Origin of the sequence: Dorea sp. BIOML-A1 (assembly GCF_009875615.1) — a bacterium.
Classification (GTDB): Bacteria; Bacillota; Clostridia; order Lachnospirales; family Lachnospiraceae; genus Dorea_A; species Dorea_A amylophila.
The window spans coordinates 60,330-84,260 of the sequence record NZ_WWSA01000003.1 but is presented as its reverse complement, the minus strand read 5'-3'; the positions used below and the strand labels follow the sequence as shown (position 1 = coordinate 84,260).

The 23,931-nt window shown below is 43.4% G+C and carries 21 protein-coding genes; 16 read left to right on the top strand and 5 right to left on the bottom strand.

Annotated features, from left to right (window positions below):
• Window position 1 precedes the first annotated feature (1 nt).
• From GT508_RS01860 to GT508_RS01840, 5 genes are all read left to right on the top strand, one after another.
• Window positions 2-865 carry a carbohydrate ABC transporter permease gene (locus GT508_RS01860; protein WP_028088019.1) on the top strand — a complete coding sequence of 288 codons (864 nt, stop codon included), beginning with the start codon at window positions 2-4 and terminating at the stop codon, window positions 863-865.
• Window positions 865-1,782 carry a carbohydrate ABC transporter permease gene (locus tag GT508_RS01855; RefSeq protein WP_006428813.1) on the top strand — a complete coding sequence of 306 codons (918 nt, stop codon included), beginning with the start codon at window positions 865-867 and terminating at the stop codon, window positions 1,780-1,782. Before GT508_RS01860 ends, GT508_RS01855 begins: the two co-directional genes overlap by 1 nt.
• 241 nt (window positions 1,783-2,023) lie before the next feature.
• On the top strand, window positions 2,024-3,412 hold the full coding sequence (locus tag GT508_RS01850; protein ID WP_161143453.1) for an ABC transporter substrate-binding protein: 1,389 nt from the start codon (window positions 2,024-2,026) through the stop codon (window positions 3,410-3,412).
• A 20-nt stretch (window positions 3,413-3,432) separates the two neighbouring features.
• Window positions 3,433-4,173 (top strand): glycerophosphodiester phosphodiesterase, encoded by a 741-nt coding sequence (locus GT508_RS01845; protein ID WP_028088021.1) that lies wholly within the window; start codon window positions 3,433-3,435, stop codon window positions 4,171-4,173.
• A gap of 5 nt (window positions 4,174-4,178) precedes the next feature.
• Window positions 4,179-4,982 carry an HAD-IIA family hydrolase gene (locus GT508_RS01840; RefSeq protein WP_161143452.1) on the top strand — a complete coding sequence of 268 codons (804 nt, stop codon included), beginning with the start codon at window positions 4,179-4,181 and terminating at the stop codon, window positions 4,980-4,982.
• 131 nt (window positions 4,983-5,113) lie between these two features.
• Here GT508_RS01840 and GT508_RS01835 read toward each other — a convergent pair whose 3' ends face one another.
• The gene (locus tag GT508_RS01835) at window positions 5,114-5,680 is read right to left on the bottom strand and encodes a biotin transporter BioY (protein WP_161143451.1); all 567 of its coding nucleotides are present in this window, start codon (window positions 5,678-5,680) and stop codon (window positions 5,114-5,116) included.
• A 1,305-nt stretch (window positions 5,681-6,985) separates the two neighbouring features.
• Here GT508_RS01835 and GT508_RS01830 point away from each other — a divergent pair.
• On the top strand, window positions 6,986-10,087 hold the full coding sequence (locus GT508_RS01830; RefSeq protein WP_161143478.1) for a pentapeptide repeat-containing protein: 3,102 nt from the start codon (window positions 6,986-6,988) through the stop codon (window positions 10,085-10,087).
• Between the two features lie 155 nt (window positions 10,088-10,242).
• Complete coding sequence (gene glgB, locus GT508_RS01825; RefSeq protein ID WP_161143450.1) at window positions 10,243-12,153, top strand: 1,4-alpha-glucan branching protein GlgB; 1,911 nt, start codon at window positions 10,243-10,245, stop codon at window positions 12,151-12,153.
• A gap of 112 nt (window positions 12,154-12,265) precedes the next feature.
• Here the strand turns inward: glgB and GT508_RS01820 are convergent, their stop codons facing one another.
• The 3 genes from GT508_RS01820 to trmB all read right to left on the bottom strand — a co-directional run bounded on the left by GT508_RS01820 (window position 12,266) and on the right by trmB (window position 14,887).
• Window positions 12,266-13,606 (bottom strand): DUF1002 domain-containing protein, encoded by a 1,341-nt coding sequence (locus GT508_RS01820; protein WP_243144045.1) that lies wholly within the window; start codon window positions 13,604-13,606, stop codon window positions 12,266-12,268.
• Window positions 13,607-13,697: 91 nt separating this feature from the next.
• Complete coding sequence (locus GT508_RS01815) at window positions 13,698-14,105, bottom strand: thioredoxin family protein (protein ID WP_161143449.1); 408 nt, start codon at window positions 14,103-14,105, stop codon at window positions 13,698-13,700.
• A 122-nt stretch (window positions 14,106-14,227) separates the two neighbouring features.
• Window positions 14,228-14,887 (bottom strand): tRNA (guanosine(46)-N7)-methyltransferase TrmB, encoded by a 660-nt coding sequence (gene trmB, locus GT508_RS01810; protein WP_117597641.1) that lies wholly within the window; start codon window positions 14,885-14,887, stop codon window positions 14,228-14,230.
• A 223-nt stretch (window positions 14,888-15,110) separates the two neighbouring features.
• Between trmB and GT508_RS01805 the strand changes: the two genes are divergently transcribed.
• From GT508_RS01805 to GT508_RS01765, 9 genes are read left to right on the top strand one after another with little or no spacing between them, the layout of a single operon-like run.
• Window positions 15,111-15,422 (top strand): hypothetical protein, encoded by a 312-nt coding sequence (locus GT508_RS01805; RefSeq protein WP_117597640.1) that lies wholly within the window; start codon window positions 15,111-15,113, stop codon window positions 15,420-15,422.
• 3 nt (window positions 15,423-15,425) lie between these two features.
• A complete protein-coding gene (locus GT508_RS01800) occupies window positions 15,426-16,475 on the top strand; it encodes a V0D/AC39 family V-type ATPase subunit (protein ID WP_161143448.1) in 1,050 nt (349 codons plus the stop codon).
• Complete coding sequence (locus GT508_RS01795; protein ID WP_161143447.1) at window positions 16,472-18,412, top strand: V-type ATP synthase subunit I; 1,941 nt, start codon at window positions 16,472-16,474, stop codon at window positions 18,410-18,412. Before GT508_RS01800 ends, GT508_RS01795 begins: the two co-directional genes overlap by 4 nt.
• 36 nt (window positions 18,413-18,448) lie before the next feature.
• A complete protein-coding gene (locus GT508_RS01790; protein ID WP_055284325.1) occupies window positions 18,449-18,883 on the top strand; it encodes an ATP synthase subunit C in 435 nt (144 codons plus the stop codon).
• A gap of 1 nt (window position 18,884) precedes the next feature.
• Window positions 18,885-19,193: a V-type ATP synthase subunit F gene (locus GT508_RS01785; protein WP_022415202.1), complete on the top strand. Its 309-nt coding sequence runs from the start codon at window positions 18,885-18,887 to the stop codon at window positions 19,191-19,193.
• A gap of 20 nt (window positions 19,194-19,213) precedes the next feature.
• Window positions 19,214-19,801 carry a V-type ATP synthase subunit E gene (locus GT508_RS01780; RefSeq protein WP_161143446.1) on the top strand — a complete coding sequence of 196 codons (588 nt, stop codon included), beginning with the start codon at window positions 19,214-19,216 and terminating at the stop codon, window positions 19,799-19,801.
• A complete protein-coding gene (locus GT508_RS01775) occupies window positions 19,794-21,566 on the top strand; it encodes a V-type ATP synthase subunit A (protein ID WP_055284326.1) in 1,773 nt (590 codons plus the stop codon). Before GT508_RS01780 ends, GT508_RS01775 begins: the two co-directional genes overlap by 8 nt.
• A gap of 15 nt (window positions 21,567-21,581) precedes the next feature.
• The gene (locus GT508_RS01770) at window positions 21,582-22,982 is read left to right on the top strand and encodes a V-type ATP synthase subunit B (RefSeq protein ID WP_055284327.1); all 1,401 of its coding nucleotides are present in this window, start codon (window positions 21,582-21,584) and stop codon (window positions 22,980-22,982) included.
• A gap of 11 nt (window positions 22,983-22,993) precedes the next feature.
• Window positions 22,994-23,608, top strand: coding sequence for a V-type ATP synthase subunit D (locus tag GT508_RS01765; protein WP_022415198.1), 615 nt, complete (start codon window positions 22,994-22,996; stop codon window positions 23,606-23,608).
• 168 nt (window positions 23,609-23,776) lie between these two features.
• On the opposite strand, the gene GT508_RS14570 is transcribed toward GT508_RS01765, so the two are convergent.
• A complete protein-coding gene (locus GT508_RS14570; RefSeq protein ID WP_243143235.1) occupies window positions 23,777-23,875 on the bottom strand; it encodes a hypothetical protein in 99 nt (32 codons plus the stop codon).
• Between the last annotated feature and the right edge of the window lie 56 nt (window positions 23,876-23,931).

Below are 23,931 nucleotides of genomic sequence, written 5' to 3'. Positions count from 1 at the left end.
AATGAAAAAGAAAAAGAAATTGCGGATTACGCCATATTTCTATCTGGTACCCAGTCTTCTGATATTTGCCGTATTTCTGTTCTATCCATTTGTGAAGACAGTTTACTTAAGTCTGTTTATGACAAATAAAATGGGACAGGCAAAGTTGTTCGTAGGACTTCAGAACTATGTGGATCTGCTGACTTCAGAGTCATTTAGAAATAGTTTGAAAGTAACGTTAATCTTTGTAGTGATCGTAGTATTCGGCGGAATGCTTCTGGGACTGATCGCAGCAGTACTGTGTAATAAGGCATTTCCGGGAATCCGGGTATTCAGTACGGCATATGCACTGCCGATGGCAATCGCATCAAGTTCGGCAGCCATGATATTCCAGATCATGCTTCATCCGGCAGTCGGAATTGTAAATAAGCTTCTGGGACTGGATATCAACTGGCTGAATGATCCGCACACAGCACTTTACTGTGTGGCAATCCTGACGGCATGGCTGAACAGTGGGATTAACTTCCTGTATTTTTCGGCAGGACTTGGAAATATTGACGAGACCATTTATGAAAGAGCATCCGTGGACGGGGCAAGCGGAGTACAGCAGTTCTTCAGCTTAACACTTCCGGGACTTTCACCGATCATGTTCTACACCGTAGTGGTAAATATTATTCAGGCTTTCCAGTCATTTGGACAGATCAAGATCCTGACAGAGGGCGGACCGAATGAATCGACCAATGTAATCGTATATTCTATTTACCGGGATGCGTTCTTCAACTATAAATTCGGAAGCGCATCTGCACAGTCAGTTATCTTATTTGTGATCATCATGCTGGTAACGCTGGTAATGTTCCGTATTGAAAAGAAGGGAGTGAATTATTAATGAGTCAGTCAGAAAGTATGGCAATTCCAATGGAGGGACGTTTATCAAAAAGCGAACTTCTGGAATTAAAGAATAAAATGAATGCCAGGGCACTTGCGAAAAAGAGAAGCCGTACAGCATTAAGACTTGTGGCAAATGTTGTATTTGCAGTATTGATTTTACTTCCACTTTTGTATGCAATAAGCATCGCATTTATGCCATCGAATGAATTATTTACAACAGATCTGAATCTGCTTCCAAAGCATCCGACATTACAGAATTTTAAAGAGGCATTTACAACGGTGCCGTTATTCCGGTTTATCGTGAACTCATTCATCATGGCAGGATGTATTACGATCGGGCAGATCATCTCATGCTCGCTGGCAGCATTTGCATTTTCATTCCTGGATTTTAAGGGAAAAGGATTATTATTCGCAGTCGTTATGGCAACGATGATGGTCCCTGGAGAAGCAACGATCATCTCCAATTATTTGACAGTAGGTAACTGGGGAATCCTGGACACTTATCCGGTACTGATTATTCCATACCTGACATCGGCAATGGGAATCTTCCTGTTTCGTCAGTTCTATATGACCTTCCCGATGTCTTTATATGAATCTGCAAAACTGGATGGGTGCAGTAACTTAAGATTTATTGCCAAGATCCTAATTCCGCTTACCAAGTCGGCAATCGGGGCAATGGCAGTCTATACATTTATTAATGCATGGAACATGTATATGTGGCCATTACTGGTTACAGGTTCCAACAATATGAGAACGGTACAGATCGGTATCAGCATGCTGGACAGCGTAGATTCGCAGTCGATCACACTGATGATCGCGGGAGTTGTGATGATCATTATCCCGTCGATTTCCATCTTCATCATAGGTCAGAAACAGCTGATCAGAGGAATGTTCTCGGGAGCCGTAAAAGGCTAAAGGTTCTAACATTATAACAGTAGAAACGGGAAATAAAAATACGTACAGTCCCGATTCTATATATCAAAGTATGCAAGAGAAGCTGCCAGTGGCAAGTTCTCTGCATATAACATCTGTGTATAACACATACACGTACAATACCAAGATATCAGAGATAAATGAATAAAATAATCTGCAAACCAATATTTATCTCTGATATTACAAAAATGAAAACAAAAATTTCTCAGGAGGGAAAAGTATTATGAAGAAAAAAGCAGTTTCATTATTGCTTGTGGCAGCAATGGCAGCCGGAATGCTGGCAGGATGTGGCAATGGAAAATCATCTGTGAGCCAGAATGGTTCCGACGGAAGTAAAGACAGCAATGAAAAAGTAGAAATGGCTGATGCAAAAGACGTAGATGGAACAACGATCACATTCTGGCATTCCATGGGTGGTGTTAACGGGCAGGCAATTGATGCGCTGGTAAAGAAGTTCAATGACGAGAACAAATATGGAATCAAAGTAGAGTCACAGTATCAGGGCGAGTATGATGATTCCCTGAATAAGTTAAAGAGTGCACAGATCGGTAACATGGGTGCAGATCTGGTGCAGGTATATGAAGTTGGTACACGATTTATGATCGAATCCGGATGGACCGTTCCGATGCAGGAAATGATCGATGCAGATAAATATGATGTGTCTCAGATCGAACCAAACTTGTCAGCATATTATACAATTGATGATAAATTATATTCTATGCCATTTAACTCCTCTACACCGATCATGTATTATAATAAAGACATGTTCGACAAAGCAGGAATCGCGGATGTACCTGACAGTCTGGAAGGAATTGATAAGATTGGTGAACAGCTGATGTCAAAAGGCGGAGCCAGTGAAGTAATGTCTCTTGGAATCTATGGATGGTTCTTCGAGGAACTTATCGGAAAACAGGGACTTAACTATGCAAATAATGGAAATGGACGAGATAAGACAGCAACAGCAGTTGAGTTTGATAAAAACGGTGCAGCCAAAAATATTCTGACTGAGTGGCAGAAATTAAATAAAGATGGATATGCACCGATCGTAGGAAAAGGCGGGGACGCAGGACTTGCAGATTTCTCAGCAGGAAAATCAGCCATTACACTGGGATCTACAGCATCCTTAAAGCAGATCCTTCAGGATGTGAATGGTAAATTCAATGTTGGAACAGCATACTTCCCTAAGGTAAAAGAAAGTGATAAAGGCGGCGTGTCTATCGGTGGTGCATCTTTGTGGGCTCTGGACAATAAAGATCCAAAGAAACTCCGTGCAACATGGGAATTCGTAAAATTCCTGATCTCTCCAGAGTCTCAGGCATACTGGAATGCACAGACAGGTTATTTTCCAGTTACAACAAAGTCACAGGACGAGCAGACATTTAAAGACAACATTGCACAGTATCCACAGTTCCAGACAGCGATCGATCAGCTGCATGATTCTTCACCGAAGTATTGCGGAGCGTTGTTGAGCGTATTCCCAGAGGCAAGAGCAACGGTAGAATCTGAAATTGAAAGTATGCTGAATGGAAAAGAAGATGTAGATACAGCGGTACAGAAAATGTCAGATACGATTAACAAATCCATCAAAGACTATAACACTGTAAATAATTAGAAAAAGAAGAGGCGTTACAATTGAGTAATACAAAAGTATTTGCGCACAGAGGTGCCAGCGGCTATGCTCCGGAAAACACACTGGAGGCATTTGCCCTGGCAATCAGACAGGGGGCGGACGGAATCGAGCTGGATGTACAATTATCCAGCGACGGAGTTCCGGTTGTCATTCATGACGAGACAATCGACCGGGTGACAGATAAGACCGGTTATGTAAAAGATTATACACTTCAGGAATTAAAAGAACTGACTGTATTAAAGGATAGATTTCCTGCATACAGCCAGTCAAAAATTCCGACATTAAAAGAAGTTTTGGAAGCAGTAAAACCATCTGGCATTCAGGTAAATATAGAATTAAAGACGGGAATTTACTGGTATCCGGATATTGAGAAAAAGGTTGCAGAGATTGTAGAAGAAACAGGAATGAAAGACCGGATCGTATACTCGTCTTTCAATCATTACAGTGTGCAGCGGCTGAAAGAAATCGTACCGGATGCAGAGACGGCGTATCTGTACAGCGACGTAATATTGAACGTGGAAGGATATGCCAAAGAGACAAACGTAGATGGTTTACATCCGGCGGTATATCATGTGAAGATGGCCGATTTCCTGGAAGAATATAAAAAGAGTGGTCTGAAGGTCCGTGTCTGGACTGTGAATGAAGAAACCGATATGAAAGAACTGATAGAAGCAGGCATAACTGCAGTGATCACAAATTATCCGGATGTGGCCGTCCGTGTCCGGAAAGAAAGTGAGAACTAAAGCGGATGCTGGGAGAAAAGAAACTGTTCCTTCTGGACATAGATGGTACGATCTGCAAAGGAAATCAACTGATCGAAGGTGCAGCAAAGTTTTTAAGAGACATTAAAGAAAATGGCGGGCAGTATGTCTTTATTACCAATAATGCGACCAGAAGTGTGGAAGATTATATCTGTTTTTTTCAGAGGCTTGGAATTCATACGGAATATACGAATTTTCTGACAGCATCTTATGCAATGATTGATTATCTGAAGAAACATCATGACGGAGAACTGATCTATGTATTAGGGACGAAATCATTCATCTGGGAATTGAAGAAGAATAAGATCCGTGTGACAACGGATTGTGAAGATGAGGAGATTACCTGTGTGGTAATCTCTTATGATAATCAGCTCACTTATGAGAAATTGACAGACACCTGTAAACTTCTAAGTACAAAGAAGGTAGACTATCTTGCTACGAATCCCGATTATGTGTGTCCGATCGAGTTCGGATATGTACCGGACTGCGGAGCAATCTGTGAGATGCTGGCACATGCAGTAAAACGGATGCCGCATTTTATCGGGAAACCGGAACCTGATATAGCAGAACTGGCATTAAGGAGAAATAATTACAGGAAAGAAGAGACAGTAATCGTCGGAGATCGTCTGTATACGGATATTTTGTGTGGATACAATGCCGGGATAGATACTGTGCTGGTGCTTACGGGAGAGGCAACTGAGGAAGAAGAAAAGAAATATAAATACCATCCGGATTATATTATGAGGTCAGTGGAAGAACTACGTCGGAAGTGGCTAAGCAGTTTGTGCTAGAAAAAGAATGTTGGAATAATAAAAATACACAATACAAGGAAGAACATGTTAATTTGATTTTCCTGTATTGTGTATTTTTGTATAAGAACATGCGGCAGCAGGTTCTGCAGATATTTCAGTAATAGATGATATTACTGCAACTTCTGCAAACGTGCGCGGAGTACAGGTCCGACGATGATCGCAATGATAATCTTCGCTGCGTCACCGGCAAGATAAGGAATTACTCCGACAGAAAGTGCTGCAACGAATGACATTTTCAACTGGATCGCAAGCCACTCTGTACCGAAGATATAAGTGACTGCCATACCGATGATCATACCGACAACTGCCAGGATTCTGTTCTTTGGAAATTTATCAACGAACAGTCCGGAAATCAGTGCAAGGAAGATGAAACCAATCAGGTATCCGCCGGTAGGACCTGCAAGCTTTCCTAATCCACCGGTAAAACCGGAAAATACAGGGAGACCGACAAGACCAAGTAACAGATATACGATGTAACTGATGGTTGCATCTCTAAAACCAAGTACATAGATACTGATCATGATCACCAGGTTGGTAAGACTGATCGGTACCGGGCTGACCGGAATCGGAATCGCCATAGGAGCGAAGATACAGGTGATTGCAGTCATCAAAGCAATCAGAACCAGTTTGCGGGTGGAAAGCTTTTTCGTTGTTGTGCTATTTACTGTGTTGTTCATAGTGGTAATTGTCTGCCGTATGACATGGCAGAACTCCTTTCCTTTAGTTTTATCTCAAAATATAACAGAAGTATAAAATAAACAGGATAAAATGTCAACTGTAAAAGATAGCTGGTTAACAATTGGACATGCGCAAGCGTATGATGTTAACAAAAGCATACGATTTGAAAATGTATAGTATTGTGTAAACATTAAAATAAATAAAGAAAAATCAGATAATTTAACTTTTGAAATAGAATAATGAAAAATAAATAAAATTAATTGCAAAAAGTATTGACAAAATAAAAGTCGAATGATATTATATAATCAATCCAAAGGAAATCCAAAATAAACAAAAAAGAATTCCTGACGAGAAAGGGAATCTTGAAAATTGAATATCACATATTTTATAAGATGTATTTTTATTATAAATTCTCAATTCGTTTAAGAATCGAAAAATACAGGATATAGATATGAAATATCTGGTAAGGCATCGGATATCAAATATCGTAAAGTATATTGTAGAGAAAGAGAATGGATGAATAACGATTATAGAATGGTATCAAGGGGATATGGATCATAATCGTAGAAGAGATGAGATAATAAATTCCAACTTATATCTTAAGTGATAAAAGAAAAGTTTATCAAGGATGAAGAATATTTCATATGTCGGTGAGATATCGTTGATTGGAAATTTATGAAAAGGAGGCTTAATCCAATGGACACAGTAGAATCATCGAATCAATATGTTAGTGGTATGGCAGGTAGAAGTTCCCAGAGAATAAGCCTTTATTATAATAGATAAAAGGCCGGTAGAGGAGATTCGGAAGAATAGAACAGACGGAGAAAATATACACCGGACGATAAAAAGAACTGCAGACATATTGAACAGAATACCACATATTTAAAGATATTATTAATATGTGTAAAGAAACATGAATAGTAGATTTGAATGAATGTGCAAAGAAGATGAGTAAAAGATCATCGGAAAGCATACAAAGGCGACAGGGAATAAAAATTAAAAATCATTCTCCGATATAAAAATTAAATATGATAAAATTGAATATGTAACAGCCATCATAGGAAAGAATATGATGGCTGTTTTTTACGTTGATATCAGAGAGCAGCCGGCAGATATTTTACAGGGATAAAAAAATTGTAATTTTTGTAATATTTTTTTAACATATTTGGCGGGATATTTTGACAATAAACAGGTCATATGATAAACTTATATAAGTAAAATTGTAGGGAAATACGCTTTTTTAAAATAAACATTTGAGGTGAGAAATATTGGATAAATATGAATATAGGGTGAAGACCGAGCAAATGCTTGATCATCTGGAAAAGAAGGAGTACCAGCAGGCAAAGGAAATTGCTGATGGTATAGACTGGCGAAGAGTAAAGAATGCGTCAATGCTCAATACAGTCAGTGAGATTTATGAATATAACGGTGAGTTTAAGAAGGGGAGAGATATACTGTTCCTGGCATTTGACAGAGCACCGGGAAGCAGAAAAATTGTATATCGTTTAGGCACACTGGCATTGAAGATCAAAGATATCAGAGAAGCAACGGATTGTTATGAAGAATTCGTAAAGCTGGCACCAAAAGATCCGAATCAGTATATTTTAAAATATAAGATTCTGAGAACACAGGGGGCATCGCTGACAGATCAGATTACAGCACTGGAAGAATTTAAAAAAGCGGAATATATTGAAAAGTGGGCATATGAACTTGCCAAATTGTATGATGAAGCCGGAATGACAGCAGAATGTCTGGAAGAATGTGATGATCTGATCTTGTGGTTCAGTGAAGGCAAATATGTATACCTTGCAATGGAACTGAAGATGAAGTATAAGCCACTGACACCACTTCAGCAGGAGAAATATGACAGCCGTCCGGGAGCGGTTAAGAAGAAACCGGAACCGGAGAAACAACCGGAATCAACACTGGAAGAAGTGGATGACGAGAATGAATATAATGAAGGTACAGAAGAGACTGTTGACGTACAAGAAGAGCCGGTCAGAGAGCCAGTGACAGAAAGAGTTGATGAATCTGAAGTTCAGGAAATTCCTCCGCAGGAAGTACCGATGCAGGAAACTGTTGTACAGGAAGAGATTCCACAGGAAGTACCAATGCAGGAAACTGTTGTACAAGAAGAGATTCCGCAGGAAGAAATTGTAGAAGAAGCTGCAGAAGAAGTCGTGGAAGAAGAACCGGTATATACTGAAACGGAAGAGGCTGCGGAAGAACATGGATCAACGATCAAACAGGTTGTGACAGGAGCTACTTTGGAGGAAGCTTTAGCGCAGGGCATGGCGGTTGCCAATGGCATTACAATTGAAGAAGAAGCAATGAAAGAGCGTGAAGATGAGATTCTGGCGAATGGTCAGATGATGATCGATGATATTCTTCAGAAATGGGAAGAAAAACAGAAAGACCACGAAGCAGCAATCGAGAAGCAGAAAGCAAAAGATGAAGAGCGTCTTCAGAAAGAAAGAGAACAGGCTCGTATCCGCCAGGAAGAAGAACGCAGAGAAGTTGAGAGAAAAGCGGCGGAGGCTGAGGCAAGAAGAAAAGCCGAGGAAGAAGAGGCAGCAAGAAAGGCGGCCGAAGAAGAGGCAAGAAGAAAAGCCGAGGAAGAAGCAGCAAGAAAGGCAGCCGAAGAAGAAGCAGCAAGAAAGGCAGCCGAAGAAGAAGCAAGAAGAAAAGCTGAGGAAGAAGCAGCAAGAAAAGCGGCCGAAGAAGAAGCAAGAAGAAAAGCCGAGGAAGAAGCAGCAAGAAAAGCGGCCGAAGAAGAGGCAAGAAGAAAGGCCGAGGAAGAAGCAGCAAGAAAGGCAGCCGAGGAAGAGGCAGAACCGATAAGCAAGACACAGAGAATTCCGGATGATATTGTACGTCTGATGGAAGAAATGGAAAATGAAGAGTCGGAAGAAGAACTCTATGAAGAGGATTTTGAAGATGGTTCGGAAACAGAAGAAGACTTCATTGAAGGAATCGAAGAAGAACTTAGCGGAATCGATATGAGTGGAAGCAGTTTTGAAGAAGCCGATTTCGATGATGAAGATTTTGAAGAAGCTGATTTCGAAGAGGAAGACTTTGAGGATGAAGACTTTGAAGAGGCTGATTTCGAAGAAGAAGACTTTGAGGATGAAGACTTTGAAGAAGCTGATTTTGAAGAGGAAGACTTTGAGGAGGAAGACTTTGAAGAAGCTGATTTCGATGATGAAGACTTCGAAGAAGAGGACGAAGAAGAAGCTGATTTCGAGGATGAAGACTTCGAAGAAGAGGACGAAGAAGAAGCTGATTTCGAAGATGAAGACTTTGAAGAAGCTGATTTTGAAGAGGAAGACTTTGAGGATGAAGACTTTGAAGAAGCCGATTTTGAAGAAGAAGACTTCGATGCTGATTTTGCGGATGTAGAGGACGAAGAAGAAGACTTCGACGATGATTTTGCAGATGTAGACGATGAAGAGACAGATTTTGATGACGAAGATTTAGAGATTGAAGACGACGAAGAAGCGGATGAAGAGTTAGAAATCGAAGAGCCATCAGAGGAAGAGATTCAAGCAAGAATCAAGAAATCTAAAGGCGGTGTTCCGTTCGATACAGGATTTGTTGTAACCGGAAGATATGATCTGAGTGCTACGAGTGAGATCGGTCTGAAAGCCGGACTTACAGAAGAACAGAAGAAGCTGTTCTCATATTTTGTACCGGTGAGAGGAATGAGCGAACAGATCGTTGAAGTACTTGATAACGACAGAAGGGCACAGAGAGAAGGAACATCCAAGACAGGTAACCTTCTTGTGATTGGTAGAAAAGGATCTGGTAAGACGGTCCTTGCGGTTGATATTGTAAAAGCAATTCAGAAACAGAGAAGTCTGAAACAGGGTAAAGTAGCAATCGTTACAGGTGAATCTCTTAATAAGAAAGAGCTTACGAATATTATTCAGAAGCTGCGCGGCGGAGCGATCATCATTGAGCATGCAGGAAAATTGAATGCGAGAACTGTAAAAGAGTTAAATTATCTGATGGAGAAGAAGACAGGAGAATTGCTCTTTGTACTGGAAGATCAGAGAAAACCTCTGGAGCGTCTGATGACAGCAAACCCGGAATTCAAGAAGAAGTTCAGTTCTAAGCTGGAGCTTCCGGTATTCATCAATGATGAGCTGGTAACATTCGGTCAGACATATGCGAAAGAGAATGGATACAAATTGGATGAGATGGGAATCCTTGCACTGTACAGCCGTATCGATGTAATGCAGAGAGAAGATCATGCAGTATCAGTTGCTGAAGTAAAAGAGATCATGGATGAAGCAATCTCACATTCACAGAAAGCAAATGTAAAACATCTTGCACGAAGAGTATTCGGCAAGGGAACCGACGATTCTGACAGAATTATTCTGAAAGAAGAAGACTTTAGAATTTAACAAAAACGAATACCTGTAAGAAGCTGTCGAGAACAGGATTTACAGGTCGGATTTTGAAAGAGTTTTGACAAACTAAACGGTCAAAGCTCTTTCTTTTTGCCTGTTTGTAAAGTATAATGTTCTTATAAATATGCAGCAGAATGCGAGGGGTAATTATGGCTGAAAAAAAGAAAAAACCATATGAAATAGGTGAATTGGATCAATACCTTTTCGGACAGGGCAATCATTATGAGATTTATGAGAAGCTGGGCGCACATCTGGTACAGAACGGAAAACAAAAAGGTGTGTATTTTGCAGTGTGGGCACCGCATGCGCAGGCGGTATCGGTAGTCGGAGAGTTCAATGAATGGGACACAGAGGCAAATCCGATGAAGAGGGAAGAGCCGCTCGGGATCTATACCTGTTTTATACCAGGTGTGAAGAAGGATCAGATGTATAAATATTGTATCGAGACTTATTCGGGAGAACAGATATTTAAGGCAGATCCATATGCCAATTATGCGGAGTTAAGACCGGGAACAGCATCCAGGGTCACAGATATTGAAAATATCAAATGGACAGATACAGAGTGGATGACACGTAGAAAGACCTGGAATCATAAGCAGGAGCCAATGTCTGTCTATGAGGCACACATTGGTTCCTGGATGCGTCACCCGGGAAGGGAAGATGAAGGATTCTATACATATAGAGAATTTGCCAGGGCAATTACCAAATACATAAAAGAAATGGGTTACACACATGTGGAACTGATGGGAATTGCCGAGCATCCGTTTGACGGATCCTGGGGATATCAGGTGACCGGATACTATGCACCGACATCCAGATATGGGTCGCCGGAAGATTTTGCATGGATGATCAATTATCTGCATAGAAATAAAATCGGTATCATTCTCGACTGGGTACCGGCACATTTCCCGAAGGATGCACACGGACTGGCAGATTTTGACGGAACACCGACGTACGAATATGCAGATCCAAGATTGGGAGAACATCCGGACTGGGGAACGAAAGTATTTGATTTTGGAAAGAATGAAGTAAGGAACTTCCTGATCTCAAATGCGTTATTCTGGGTTGAGAAGTTCCATATAGACGGATTGCGTGTGGATGCGGTTGCTTCGATGCTGTATCTGGATTACGGACGGAAGGACGGAGAATGGGTTGCAAACAAATATGGCGAGAATAAGAATCTGGAGGCGATCGATTTCTTCAGACATCTGAATTCTGTTGTACTTGGAAGAAACCCGGGAGCACTTATGATCGCAGAGGAATCTACGGCATGGCCGCAGGTTACCGGAGATGTAGAAGAAGGTGGACTGGGATTCAGTCTGAAGTGGAATATGGGATGGATGCATGACTTCACAGAATATATGAAACTGGATCCATATTTCCGAAAGGATAACCATCATCTGATGACATTTGCCATGAGTTATGCATACAGTGAGAATTATATTCTGGTATTGTCGCATGATGAGGTGGTACATCTCAAGTGTTCGATGCTGAATAAGATGCCGGGACTGGGATTTGATAAATATGCGAATCTGAAAGCCGGATATGCATTTATGATGGGACACGCAGGAAAGAAACTTCTGTTTATGGGACAGGAATTTGCACAGCTTCGTGAATGGAGTGAAGAACGGGAACTGGACTGGTTCCTGCTGGCCGAACCGGAACATCAGCAGATGAAGATGTGGGTAAAAGACCTCTTACACCTGTATAAGAGGCATAAGGCAATGTATGAGATGGATCAGAGCTGGGAAGGATTCGAATGGATCAATGCGGATGACGGATACAGAAGTATCTACAGTTTTATGAGACATTCGAAAGGTGCAAAGAAGAATCTGTTGTTCGTCTGCAACTTTACGCCGATGGCAAGAGATGATTACAGAGTCGGAGTGCCGAGAAAGAAACAGTATAAACTGATCCTGAACAGTGATGAGGAGAAATACGGCGGAACCGGAGCAGATCGTAAGAAGATATACAAAGCGGAGAAGAAAGAATGTGATGGAAGACCGTATTCATTCGCATACAAATTGCCGCCTTACGGAGTTGCTGTATTCGAGTTTTAATTATATGAAGTCAGTGGCAAAAAACTTTGATGCCTGCGGATAAAAATGCCGGGAAGTGTTGAAACTTCCCGGCATTTTTCGTTTTACTATACATCTTTATTAATGATTGTATTTAGTTGGAAGAACTGTCGGCTGAGGAATCAGAAGCATCGGAACCAGAGGCATCGGATTCACTACTGTTTTGTGTGTTGCTCTGGTTATCAGACTGGTTATCTGTACTGTCATTCAATGAAGAATCATCAGCAGAGTTGTCTGTTGTGCTGTCATCTGAAGAATCAGCATCGTTGTTCAGAGAATCGTTCTGTGTGTCGCCAGACGGCTCATCAGTGTTATCAGAGTTATCTTCTGTAATGGCATCATCGTTACTCTTGTCTGTGTCGTCTTTCTTAGAATTGCTTCCACCGAACAGATCTTTGAAGAAATTCTTGATCTTGCCCCAGAATCCGCTGTCATCACTGTTGTCATCCGAAGTATCATCCGAAGCGGCATCTGAACTGTCTGTGCTGTTGGAAGAATTGTCGGAAGAATCCAGTGTACTGTTAGTTACGACATCATCACCGAGTGCGCTGTCATCCGTGCCGTTAATGATTCCGCCATCGGAACTGTCATCGCCGCCGAAGATACCTTTGATGGAACTCCAGAGGTTGGAGAAGAATCCGCCACTCTTTCCGTCAATGTTATCTAATGTATTCTTCAGAGCTTTGACATCATAGTCATACTGGGAAATGTTTTTCATCAGATCGGAGATCTTGTCGATCTGTTCCTGTGTCAGCGTGACGTTGTTATCCTTGGCAGCGTTTTCAACTGCATTCTGAATGTCATCTGCATCCGTTAATCCGCCCTCGATCACATCTTTTTTTACATCGTTCATGACATTTTCCGCTTTGTCCTGGCCGATGTCATTGGCCAGGTCTCCTGTGGTGACAAGTTCATCGGTCGCAGCTGCTTTCTGATCGTCATTCAGAGTTGTTCCGGTGGCTTTCTCATAAGCCATCATGATACCTGTCAGTGCACCGGTTCCGGATACTTCGATCGGAGAAGCGGCAACGACATTACAGTTTTCAACACCGGATGTCAGAAGCGTACTGGAGATCATAGAGCTTGTAACATAAGTTAAGTTGGAAACCTTTACCTGGATTCCGCCGCTTGTGGTTGGTTCTACATAAGAACAGCTGTAGGTGCGGGTACCGATTTGTTCGTCGGGAGCGACTCCTTCCAGATATTTTCTTTCATCTGCATTGGTAACTTCGATGACTTCTGCTTTGTCAGATGAAGTTCCGAAATACTCATACATAGAATTCTTCTGTGAATCAGTCAGATTGGCGCCAAGTGTTACAACTTTGGATGAATCTGCTCTTACAACCAGTGGTGCCGCAGTAGATCCAAGTACGATTGCCATGGCAACTGGTAATGCTCTTTTTAATTTTTTCATAATGCGTGGTGTGTTCACCATGCCCCCTTTTTATTAAATATTTTTATCCCTGTTACTTTTTTAATATAACATAAAACAATGTGTTTTCCTAGAAAATATAAATTAACTATTTCTAAAGATTTTCTGTAGATTGCGTCCGCGTCTGCACAGTCAACAATTCCTGCAGGCGTGAGTCCAGCTCCTTTTGCGGTATCATTCCCTGCATGGTGGCAATCAGTTCTCGGTCTTTGAAAATGAGAAATGACGGAAGAAGAGCGGTCTGATATTGCGCAGCAAGAAGTGCGGATTCAGAGGTCTCTACTTCAAAAAAGCAGATGCTGCCGAAATATTTCTTCTGATATTTCTTTTCCAGATCTTCTATGACAGGGCGCATCATTGCACATTTTCCACACCAGACAGCGTAGAACATGACTACAGCCAGTGTGGGATGCTCCGGTCCAGCCTTTGCCGGTGTATCGGAAGAAAACTGCCAGTGGTTCATCCGGCAGATATCAAAGTTCTGTGTCGTCAGATGTAACATAAGCTTCCACCCTTTCCCATAAGAAACAGGAGCATAAGATATGCTTTCTATTAATATATGAAAGGAAAGGGAAGAAGTGCAGGCAGACAGGATCGGTATATAAGTCCGGATATTGCAGCGTGTTATCTGCGCTTTGCGATCAGTTTACAGATCGGATTGCCCATAGAAGAGAACTTGGCTTCATATTCAGTCATAATATTGCCCTGATTCATCGTACTGTCGTTATGAAGATCATAGGATAGCTGATCCAGAACGAAAAGTTCGGAAGTTTCGAGTTCTTCTACTGAAAAGTCAAAGAGCGGCCGGTTGTCGGTCTTGAATTCTACCGTTCCATCTGCGGTTAGGACCTGGTCATAAAGCTTGAAGAATTCATTGGAAGTCAGTCTTCTTCTTGCATGGCGGGCTTTCGGCCACGGATCGGAGAAGTTCAGGTAGATACGTGATACTTCTGCCGGGGCGAATACGGTTGGCAGGTCATTTGCATCCATACAGATGAACCGGATGTTGGCAGGAGCTTTCCCCTCCGCTTCCAGTTCCTGGAATTTCTCAACGGCACGCAGCAGAACGCTGGAATAACGCTCAATGCCGATGTAGTTAATTTGTGGGTTTTTGGCTGCCAGGGTCAGAAGAAACTGACCTTTTCCCATGCCGATCTCGATGTGCAGGGGCTGCTCTTTTTTAAACGTCTGGTTCCAGTTTCCGCGTAAGCTTTCCGGATCTTTCACAACTTCTTTGCAGGCTTCGAGAACGCTCTCTGCACGTGGTATATTTCTAAGACGCATACGTGTATTCCTCCTTATAATCACTGGGTTTGCAAATCGTTCTTAGTTTATCGTCTGTGCAGGAAAAAGTCAATGGAAGCAGAAATTGTCAGAAGAATTGAGAAGAAATAATACAATATATACAAAATAATTGTGGTAATTTTAAAAAATAGGTGTATTATTATAACGTGGATAAAAAAATAACAATTATTTGTTGTGAAATGTGCGAAAAGGAGGGCGGCTTATGAACTCTGTAATTGGAAAATTGGCTGAAATAGAGACAACGGCGGAGACGATCGTAGAGCATGCCAGACAGCAGAAGAGTGAAATTGAAAGACAGATACAGGAAGAAAGAGATCAATTTGACCGGGACCTGGAAGAAGAGACACAGAAAAAACTGGAGAAGATAAAAGAAAAGTCGCAGCAGGAAGTAGAGAAGGTCCTGGACCGGGAACGGAAGAAGAACCAGACTGCAATTGATGCGCTGAAGCAGGAATATGAAGAAAATCACGAGATTTATGCAGAGGAAATCGTAAGACATATGATCGAGGTGTAGTGTATGGGAAATGTGATGGCTTACAGTGGGATTACGACAAAGGTACGTGCAATGTCGGCAAAGCTTTTGGCAGCGGAGGATTATGACACAATTGCCGGACTTGGGACAGTAACGGAAGCAATTGAATATCTGAAAGACAAGACGGCATATGCACCTTATGTGAACCGGATGGACATTTCGCTGTATCACAGGGGAAATGTGGAGAAGATCCTGTATCAGTCTCTGTTCGATGATTATTCGAGACTCTTCCGTTTTGCCGGAATGAAACAGAAGACATTCTTAAAATTATACTGGAAACGTTATGAGATTGATCTGATCAATTATTGTCTGAGAATTGTGTTCAATCATTATGACAAGCCGTTTGACCTGGAATATAAGAAAGAGTTTTTTGACAGATATTCACAGATTTCCATTGACCGGTTGATAACTTCGAAAAATATTGATGAGCTTGTGGATAACTTACGGGATACGGAGTATTATGATGCACTTGCCAGAATTAAAGATTCCGGAGCGGGAACGCTTTTTGATTATGATCTGGCACTGGATCTATATTATTTTTCCACCATGTGGAAAAAGGGAAAAAGGGTTCTGAAAGGACATGAACAGAAGATATTTTTAAAAGATTACGGAACGAAGATCGACCTTCTGAATCTACAGTGGATCTACCGTGCGAAGAAGTATTATCATATGCTCCCGCCGGACATTTATTCGATGACGATCCCGATTCATTACCGGGTTCGTGTGGAAGAGTTCAAGAGCCTGGTAGAGACTCCGACACTGGAACAGTTCGAAACCGAAGTGGAAAAAACGTACTATGCGGGAAAGTATGATTATATGCAGGCAGATAAGACACTGGAACAGATGTACCGTGACTGTCTGCGGAAATTCTACCTGACCGATAAAAGAAATGATCCGTATTCGATCGCAATCATCAATACGTATCTGTTTCTGAAAGAAGAAGAAATCTATAAACTAACGACAGCCCTTGAGTGTATCCGTTACGGTTTGACAAAGGGAGAGACATTAGGATACTTAGGAGGTGTGAATCAATGATTGTTAAGATGAAGTTCTTAAGCATCAGCGGACCGAAGAATGACATCGACCGTGTCTGCGAGGTGTATCTGTCCAAATACGAGATGCAGCTTGAAAATGCGGCGGCGGAGCTTAAGACGACCGACAACCTGCAGCCTTTTGTGGAAGTCAATCCATACAAAGAGCCGCTTGCGAAGGCAGAACAGTTCAGCGCACTGTTAGCGGATGAAGACCAGAGGATCGATGTATCGATGAATCAGGAGGATATGCTGAACCTGATCCGGGATGTCAATCATGACTATCTGGATCTGCTGGAGAAGAAAGAGTTAACGAAGAAGCAGGTAGATGAATACAAAGAAAAGCTTCTGATCATGGAGCCGTTCCGGACACTGGAATTGGATATGCAGAAATCATTAAAGTATAAATATATGAAAGTCCGGTTCGGACGGGTAGATGTGAATTATTACAAACGTCTGGAAAAATATTTATTTGATGATCTGAATGCGGTATTTATCGAAGGTACGAGGAATGAAAATTATGTATATGGATGTTATTTCGTATCGAATGCGGATTCCAGTAAGGTGGATTCGGTATTCAATTCCTTACATTTTGAAAGGATTGCAATTCCATCCGAATACATAGGAACGCCGGCGCAGGCCTGTGAAGAGCTTGAAAAAGAAATTGAAGAAAAACAGAAAGAGATTGCTGGGATTAAAAAACAGATCAGTGAACTGATGGCAAAGAATGCCGCAAAGCTCCGTGGTGCGAAAAGGCGTCTGGAAGAACTGTCTACAAACTTTGATGTACGTAAGCTGGCGGCAAGGATCGAAGAGGGAGATAATAAAGAAGATTATTACATCCTGTGTGGCTGGATGGGCGAAGATGATGTGAACAAATTCCTGGCGGAATCGAAGAATGATGATAAGGTATTCGTTGTTGTAGAAGAAGACAAGGAGAAATTCTTCGGAGAGCCGCCGACGAAGCTTAAGAATCCAAGATTCTTCAAGCCATTCGAGATGTTCATCCGGATGTACGGGCTTCCGGCAAATGATGAGATGGATCCGACGATGTTCGTGGCACTGACGTATACATTTATCTTTGGTGCGATGTTCGGGGATGTCGGCCAGGGCTTATGCCTGTTTGTATTCGGCGGGCTTTTGTATCTGATCAAGAAGATCAACCTGGCTGGGATCATATCCATTGCGGGACTGTTCTCAACATTCTTTGGATTCATGTTCGGAAGTATCTTCGGATTTGAAGATGTGATACAGGCACGCTGGTTAAGACCTGTGGATGCGATGACGAACCTGCCGTTTATCGGACAGCTCAATACGGTATTCGTGGTAGCTATTGCATTTGGTATGGGATTGAATATCCTGGTGATGATCTTTAACGTGATCAACGCAGTTAAGAGTCATGATCTGGAAAATATGTTATTTTCCCACAACGGAATCGCAGGGCTGGTGTTCTATGGATTCCTGGTGCTGACGATCGTGCTTTATATGACGGGACATAAGGTTCCGGGTAATATCATGATGGTAATTTTCCTGGGGGTTCCGGTGCTCTTGTTCGTATTCAAGGAACCGTTGGGCAATCTGGTGACAAAGCAGCATAAGAAGATGGAAGAGGGAAAGGTGATGTTCTTCGTGCAGGCGTTCTTCGAACTGTTCGAGACGATGCTGAGTTATTTTTCCAATACCATTTCTTATGTGCGTATCGGTGCATTTGCCGTCAGCCATGCGGCGATGATGGAGGTTGTGCTGATGTTATCGGGCGCAAGTGCGGGGCATACGAACTGGATCGTGTTCGTGCTTGGAAATGTGCTGGTGTGCGGACTGGAAGGGCTGGTCGTCGGTATCCAGGTACTGCGTCTGGAATACTATGAGATGTTCAGCCGTTTCTATAAAGGAACCGGACGGGAATTTAAGCCGTTCCACAGTCAGAGTGACAGAAAGTAATAAAATTCAAAGATATATTTACAGGAGGACAAAAATATGAGCCTGACAGTTAGAGTATTATTCGTTGTAACATTGTTGCTGAGTATTGTAATTCCATTTGGATATTTTCTGATCGGACAGAGGACGAAGAAGCGTTATAAGAGGGCTATCGGCACAAATATATTCTTTTTCTTCAGCACTGTTCTGATCGCAGGGATCATGCTTTTTGCGGGAGATCCGGTACAGGCAGCGGAAGCAGCCGGCAATACGGCGTCGAACGCAACAGGATTCGGATACCTGGCAGCAGCACTTTCAACCGGTCTTTCCTGCGTCGGCGGTGGTATCGCCGTTGCAAGTGCAGCAAGTGCGGCTCTGGGTGCAATTAGTGAAGATTCCAGTGCACTTGGTAAGTCACTGATCTTCGTAGGTCTTGCAGAAGGTGTGTGTCTGTACGGACTAATCATCTCCTTCATGATCTTGGGTAAATTGTAAGATGAAGATGTATCTGATCAGTGATAATATCGATACTCTGACAGGAATGCGTCTCGCAGGGGTAGACGGAATCGTGGTACATGAAAGAGAAGAACTCCGGTGTGCGATCGAGAATGCCATGGAGGATAAAGATGTAGGTGTGATTCTGTTGACGGAGAAATTCGGAAGAGAATTCCCGGACCTGATTGACGAGATCAAGCTGGAGCGGACAATGCCGCTTCTGATCGAGATTCCTGACAGACACGGGACCGGACGTAAGAAAGATTTTATCACGTCGTATGTAAATGAAGCGATAGGGTTGAAATTATAGACAGGAAGAAGGTGGCACATTTGACAAACGAAGAAAAGATCACGCATATCCGCACGGCAGCGATGGAAGAGGCAAGAGCGGAGGCGAATGCGATCATAAAGCAGCATGAGGATGCGCTGAGAAGTGTGTTCGAGCAGCACCAGATCGAAGCCAGACGGCAGTCGGAGACGAGAGTGCGTGCGGAGAGTGTGACTGCAAAACAGCAGCTGAATATGGCGATGTCAAAGGCGCAGCTTGAATTAAAACGTGAGATGGGTAAGATACAGACAGAACTTAAGACAGAACTGTTCGAAGAAGTACAGTTAAAGCTTCTGGCATTTATGAGAACAGAAGAGTATAAAGAGGTTCTGATCCGTTATATAGAGAAAGCAGCACAGTTTGCATCCGGGATGGCGATGACGATTTATATCAATCCGTCCGATGTAGATAAGAAGACATATCTGGAGGAGCGCACGGGAATGACGCTGACGATCAGCAAAGTGGATTTCATCGGCGGTGTGCGTGCGGTTGTGCCTGAGAAGAATGTTCTGGTGGATTATGCATTCAAAGGGGCACTGGAAAATGAATATCAGAAATTCCGGTTCCGGGGAGGTGTAAAGGGTGAGTAGCGGAAAGACAGAAAAGATATATGGCATCAACGGCCCGGTCATTTACCTGAAAGGGAAGACGGATTTTAAGATGTCGGAAATGGTCCATGTGGGAGAGGAAAAGCTGGTTGGCGAAGTTATTTCCCTGGATAAGGACCGGACGACGGTACAGGTGTATGAGGAGACTTCCGGACTGCATCCGGGAGAACTTGTGGAAGGTACGGGAGCGGCAGTGTCGGTTACGCTGGCACCCGGTATCCTGAATAATATCTTTGACGGTATTGAGAGACCGCTGGAGCGGATTGCTGACAAGGGCGGGGCATTTATCACCCGTGGTGTCAGTGTGGATGCACTGGACCGCCAGAAGCTCTGGGAGACGCATATCACAGTGGCGGAAGGCGATATGGTACAGGGTGGAACGATCATTGCGGAAGTGCCGGAGACGCGGGCTATCGTGCACAAATGTATGGTTCCTCCGGGAGTGGAAGGAACTGTTATATCTGTGGTTCCGGATGGTGAATATACGATTGATGAGACGCTGGTTACGATTGAATTGTTCAATGGAGAAAAACGAGAACTTTCGATGACACAGCACTGGCCGATCCGTGTACCGAGACCGGTGAGCCGGAGATTCCCGGCAAGTGTGCCGCTGGTAACAGGACAGCGAATTCTGGATACGATGTTCCCGATTGCAAAAGGTGGAACGGCTGCGATCCCGGGAGGATTCGGAACGGGTAAGACGATGACCCAGCATCAGATCGCAAAATGGTCGGATGCGGATATTATCATATATATTGGATGTGGCGAGCGTGGAAATGAGATGACGCAGGTTCTGGAAGAGTTTTCGGAGCTGGTCGATCCGAAATCAGGAAATCCTTTGATGGACAGAACGACGCTGATCGCCAATACCTCGAACATGCCGGTGGCTGCCCGCGAGGCATCCATTTATACCGGACTTACACTGGCGGAATATTACCGTGACATGGGTTATGATGTGGCGATCATGGCGGATTCGACATCCCGATGGGCAGAGGCACTGCGTGAGCTGTCCGGACGACTGGAAGAGATGCCGGCGGAGGAAGGGTTCCCGGCATATCTGGCATCGAGACTGTCGGCATTCTATGAAAGAGCCGGCATGATGCAGACATTAAATGGTGCAACCGGATCTGTCTCTATCATCGGAGCGGTGTCTCCGCAGGGGGGAGATTTCTCCGAGCCGGTTACGCAGAATACGAAGCGTTTCGTGCGCTGCTTCTGGGGACTGGATAAATCCCTGGCGTATGCGAGACATTTCCCTGCGATCCACTGGCTGACGAGTTACAGTGAATATCTGAATGACTTAAGCGGCTGGTATTCGGATCATGTGTCGCCGAAATTTGTTGATTACCGGAACCGTCTGATGGCGATCCTGAACCAGGAGAGCAGTCTGATGGAGATTGTAAAACTGATCGGCGGGGATGTGCTTCCGGATGATCAGAAACTAATCCTGGAGATCGCAAAGGTGATCCGTCTGGGATTCCTGCAGCAGAATGCATTTCATAAGGATGATACGTGCGTATCGCTGGAGAAGCAGTTCAAGATGATGGACGTGATCCTGTATCTGTATAAGACCAGCAGGAAACTGGTGGCAATGGGAATGCCGATGTCGGTACTGAAGGCGGAAGGTATATTTGAAAAGGTCATTGCGATCAAGTATGATGTGCCGAATGACAACCTGCAGTTACTGGATCTGTATAAATTAGACATTGATGACTTCTATAACCGCGTCATCGAGAAGAATGCGTAAAGGGAGGGACGTAAGATGGCAATAGAATATCTTGGACTGAGCAGTATAAATGGCCCTCTCGTCGTGCTGGAAGGCGTGGAAAATGCATTTTACGATGAGATCGTAGAATTTATTGTAGATCATAATACGAGGAAAATGGGGCGTATCGTAGAGCTGGATGAAGACAAGGCTGTGATCCAGGTATTTGAAGGGACAGAAAATATGTCACTGGATAATACCCATACAAGACTTACGGGACATCCGATGGAAGTTACTGTATCGGAGGAAATGCTGGGACGTACATTTAACGGAATCGGGGAAGCGATCGATGGACTTGGTCCGATTGCAGATGCAGAAAAAAGGGATGTAAACGGACTTCCGTTGAATCCTGTCAGACGGGAGTATCCACGAAACTATATCCGTACCGGAATCTCGGCGATTGACGGTCTGACGACACTGATCCGCGGGCAGAAGCTTCCGATATTCTCGGGAAACGGATTGCCGCATGACCAGCTCGCGGCACAGATCGTAAAGCAGGCTTCACTTGGAGACAATTCGGATGAACAGTTTGCGGTTGTATTCGGTGCGATGGGAGTCAAGCATGACGTGGCAGAATTCTTCCGTAAGACATTTGAGGAAAGCGGTGTGGCAGATCATGTGTGTATGTTCCTGAATCTGGCAAATGATCCAGTGGTGGAGCGTCTGATCACGCCGAAGGTTGCGCTGACGGTAGCGGAATATCTGGCATTTGAGAAAAATATGCACATTCTGGTTATCCTGACGGATATGACTTCTTTTGCGGAAGCCATGCGTGAAGTGTCTTCTTCCCGTGGCGAGATTCCGTCAAGAAAAGGATATCCGGGATATTTATACAGTGAACTGGCAACAATCTATGAACGTGCCGGTATTGTGGATGGGGCAAATGGTTCCGTAACACAGCTTCCGATCCTGACCATGCCGAATGATGATATTACACATCCGATCCCTGACCTTACCGGATATATCACAGAAGGACAGATCGTACTGGACCGTAATCTGCACGGGCAGGCAGTCTATCCGCCGATCAGTATCCTACCATCGCTGTCACGACTGATGAAGGACGGCATCGGAAAAGGATATACCAGGGAAGATCATCAGGATCTTGCGAACCAGTTATTCTCTGCCTATGCAAAGGTTGGAGAGGCGAGAAATCTGGCTTCGGTTATCGGAGAAGATGAATTGTCACCAATCGATAAACAGTATCTGAAGTTCGGTGAAGAATTCGAGAGACGCTATATTGGCCAGGGACCGGCGGAGAACCGGACGATGATGGAGACGCTGGATCTTGGCTGGGAACTGCTTGGACTTCTGCCGAAGGAAGAACTGGACCGTATTGATACGAAGCTGGTTGAGAAGTATTGGAAGGATACGAAAGAGACATTGGAGACAGAAGAGTAGGAGGGATGCATATGGATCCGAGAGAATTTCCTACCAAGGGAAATCTGATGCTTGCAAAGAATTCTCTGATGCTTGCACGTCAGGGGTATGACTTGATGGATAAAAAGCGGAATATTCTTCTGAAAGAGCTGATGGGACTGATCGATGAGGCGAAAGACATTCAGGAAGAGATCGATGCAACCTTTACAAAAGCATATGCCTGCTTGCAGCGTGCCAATATCGAACACGGGATCAGTAAAGTCCAGGAACTGGCATTTACTGTTCCAATCGAGGATTCGCTGAAGATGCAGACCAGAAGCATCATGGGAACGGAGATCCCGCACATCAAGTATGATGCGAAGCAGAATGATCTGACGTATTCGTTCAGCACGACACATGAGTCGGTGGATATTGCAAGAGAAGCTTTCCGGGAAGTGAAGGAACTTACGATCAAGCTGGCTGAGGTGGAGAACTCGGCGTACCGTCTGGCCGCAAATATCAAGAAGACACAGAAGCGGGCGAATGCGCTTAAGAATATTACGATACCGATGTATACGAATCTGGTGCATACGATCAGTAATGCGCTGGAGGAGAAGGAAAGAGAAGAATTTACACGGTTGAAGGTGATAAAGAGGATGAAAATGTAACGACAAATTTTGCAAAGTAATTCCACTTATCCCCAACAAAAGAGGAGTTATCCACGGGAAACTGTGGATAACTCCTCTTTTGTCTGATAATTCCGATGCATGAATCGACATAGAATGACAACGATTATAATGAACGGGATTTTTCTGTACTTACATTAATGCATTCGATTACAGCACCACGCATGCCGGCTTGATGTCGTATACATAGACATTTTCTTTGTCCAGGACACCGCTTTCGAGTGCACCATAGAGAATGGCACCGCCCATATTGCCGCATCCGATAATTCCGATTTTTTTGTGATCATAATAATTCCTCCTAGTTT

Bases quoted from the DNA above. Each gene is read 5' to 3' on its own strand.
- GT508_RS01860 (WP_028088019.1), top strand. From the start codon at position 2: ATGAAAAAGAAAAAGAAATTGCGGATTACGCCATATTTCTATCTGGTA.
- GT508_RS01855 (WP_006428813.1), top strand. From the start codon at position 865: ATGAGTCAGTCAGAAAGTATGGCAATTCCAATGGAGGGACGTTTATCA.
- GT508_RS01850 (WP_161143453.1), top strand. From the start codon at position 2,024: ATGAAGAAAAAAGCAGTTTCATTATTGCTTGTGGCAGCAATGGCAGCC.
- GT508_RS01840 (WP_161143452.1), top strand. From the start codon at position 4,179: ATGCTGGGAGAAAAGAAACTGTTCCTTCTGGACATAGATGGTACGATC.
- GT508_RS01835 (WP_161143451.1), bottom strand. From the start codon at position 5,680: ATGAACAACACAGTAAATAGCACAACAACGAAAAAGCTTTCCACCCGC.
- GT508_RS01830 (WP_161143478.1), top strand. From the start codon at position 6,986: ATGCTTGATCATCTGGAAAAGAAGGAGTACCAGCAGGCAAAGGAAATT.
- glgB (WP_161143450.1), top strand. From the start codon at position 10,243: ATGGCTGAAAAAAAGAAAAAACCATATGAAATAGGTGAATTGGATCAA.
- GT508_RS01820 (WP_243144045.1), bottom strand. From the start codon at position 13,606: ATGGTGAACACACCACGCATTATGAAAAAATTAAAAAGAGCATTACCA.
- GT508_RS01815 (WP_161143449.1), bottom strand. From the start codon at position 14,105: ATGTTACATCTGACGACACAGAACTTTGATATCTGCCGGATGAACCAC.
- trmB (WP_117597641.1), bottom strand. From the start codon at position 14,887: ATGCGTCTTAGAAATATACCACGTGCAGAGAGCGTTCTCGAAGCCTGC.
- GT508_RS01805 (WP_117597640.1), top strand. From the start codon at position 15,111: ATGAACTCTGTAATTGGAAAATTGGCTGAAATAGAGACAACGGCGGAG.
- GT508_RS01800 (WP_161143448.1), top strand. From the start codon at position 15,426: ATGGGAAATGTGATGGCTTACAGTGGGATTACGACAAAGGTACGTGCA.
- GT508_RS01795 (WP_161143447.1), top strand. From the start codon at position 16,472: ATGATTGTTAAGATGAAGTTCTTAAGCATCAGCGGACCGAAGAATGAC.
- GT508_RS01790 (WP_055284325.1), top strand. From the start codon at position 18,449: ATGAGCCTGACAGTTAGAGTATTATTCGTTGTAACATTGTTGCTGAGT.
- GT508_RS01785 (WP_022415202.1), top strand. From the start codon at position 18,885: ATGAAGATGTATCTGATCAGTGATAATATCGATACTCTGACAGGAATG.
- GT508_RS01770 (WP_055284327.1), top strand. From the start codon at position 21,582: ATGGCAATAGAATATCTTGGACTGAGCAGTATAAATGGCCCTCTCGTC.
- GT508_RS01765 (WP_022415198.1), top strand. From the start codon at position 22,994: ATGGATCCGAGAGAATTTCCTACCAAGGGAAATCTGATGCTTGCAAAG.
- GT508_RS14570 (WP_243143235.1), bottom strand. From the start codon at position 23,875: ATGGGCGGTGCCATTCTCTATGGTGCACTCGAAAGCGGTGTCCTGGAC.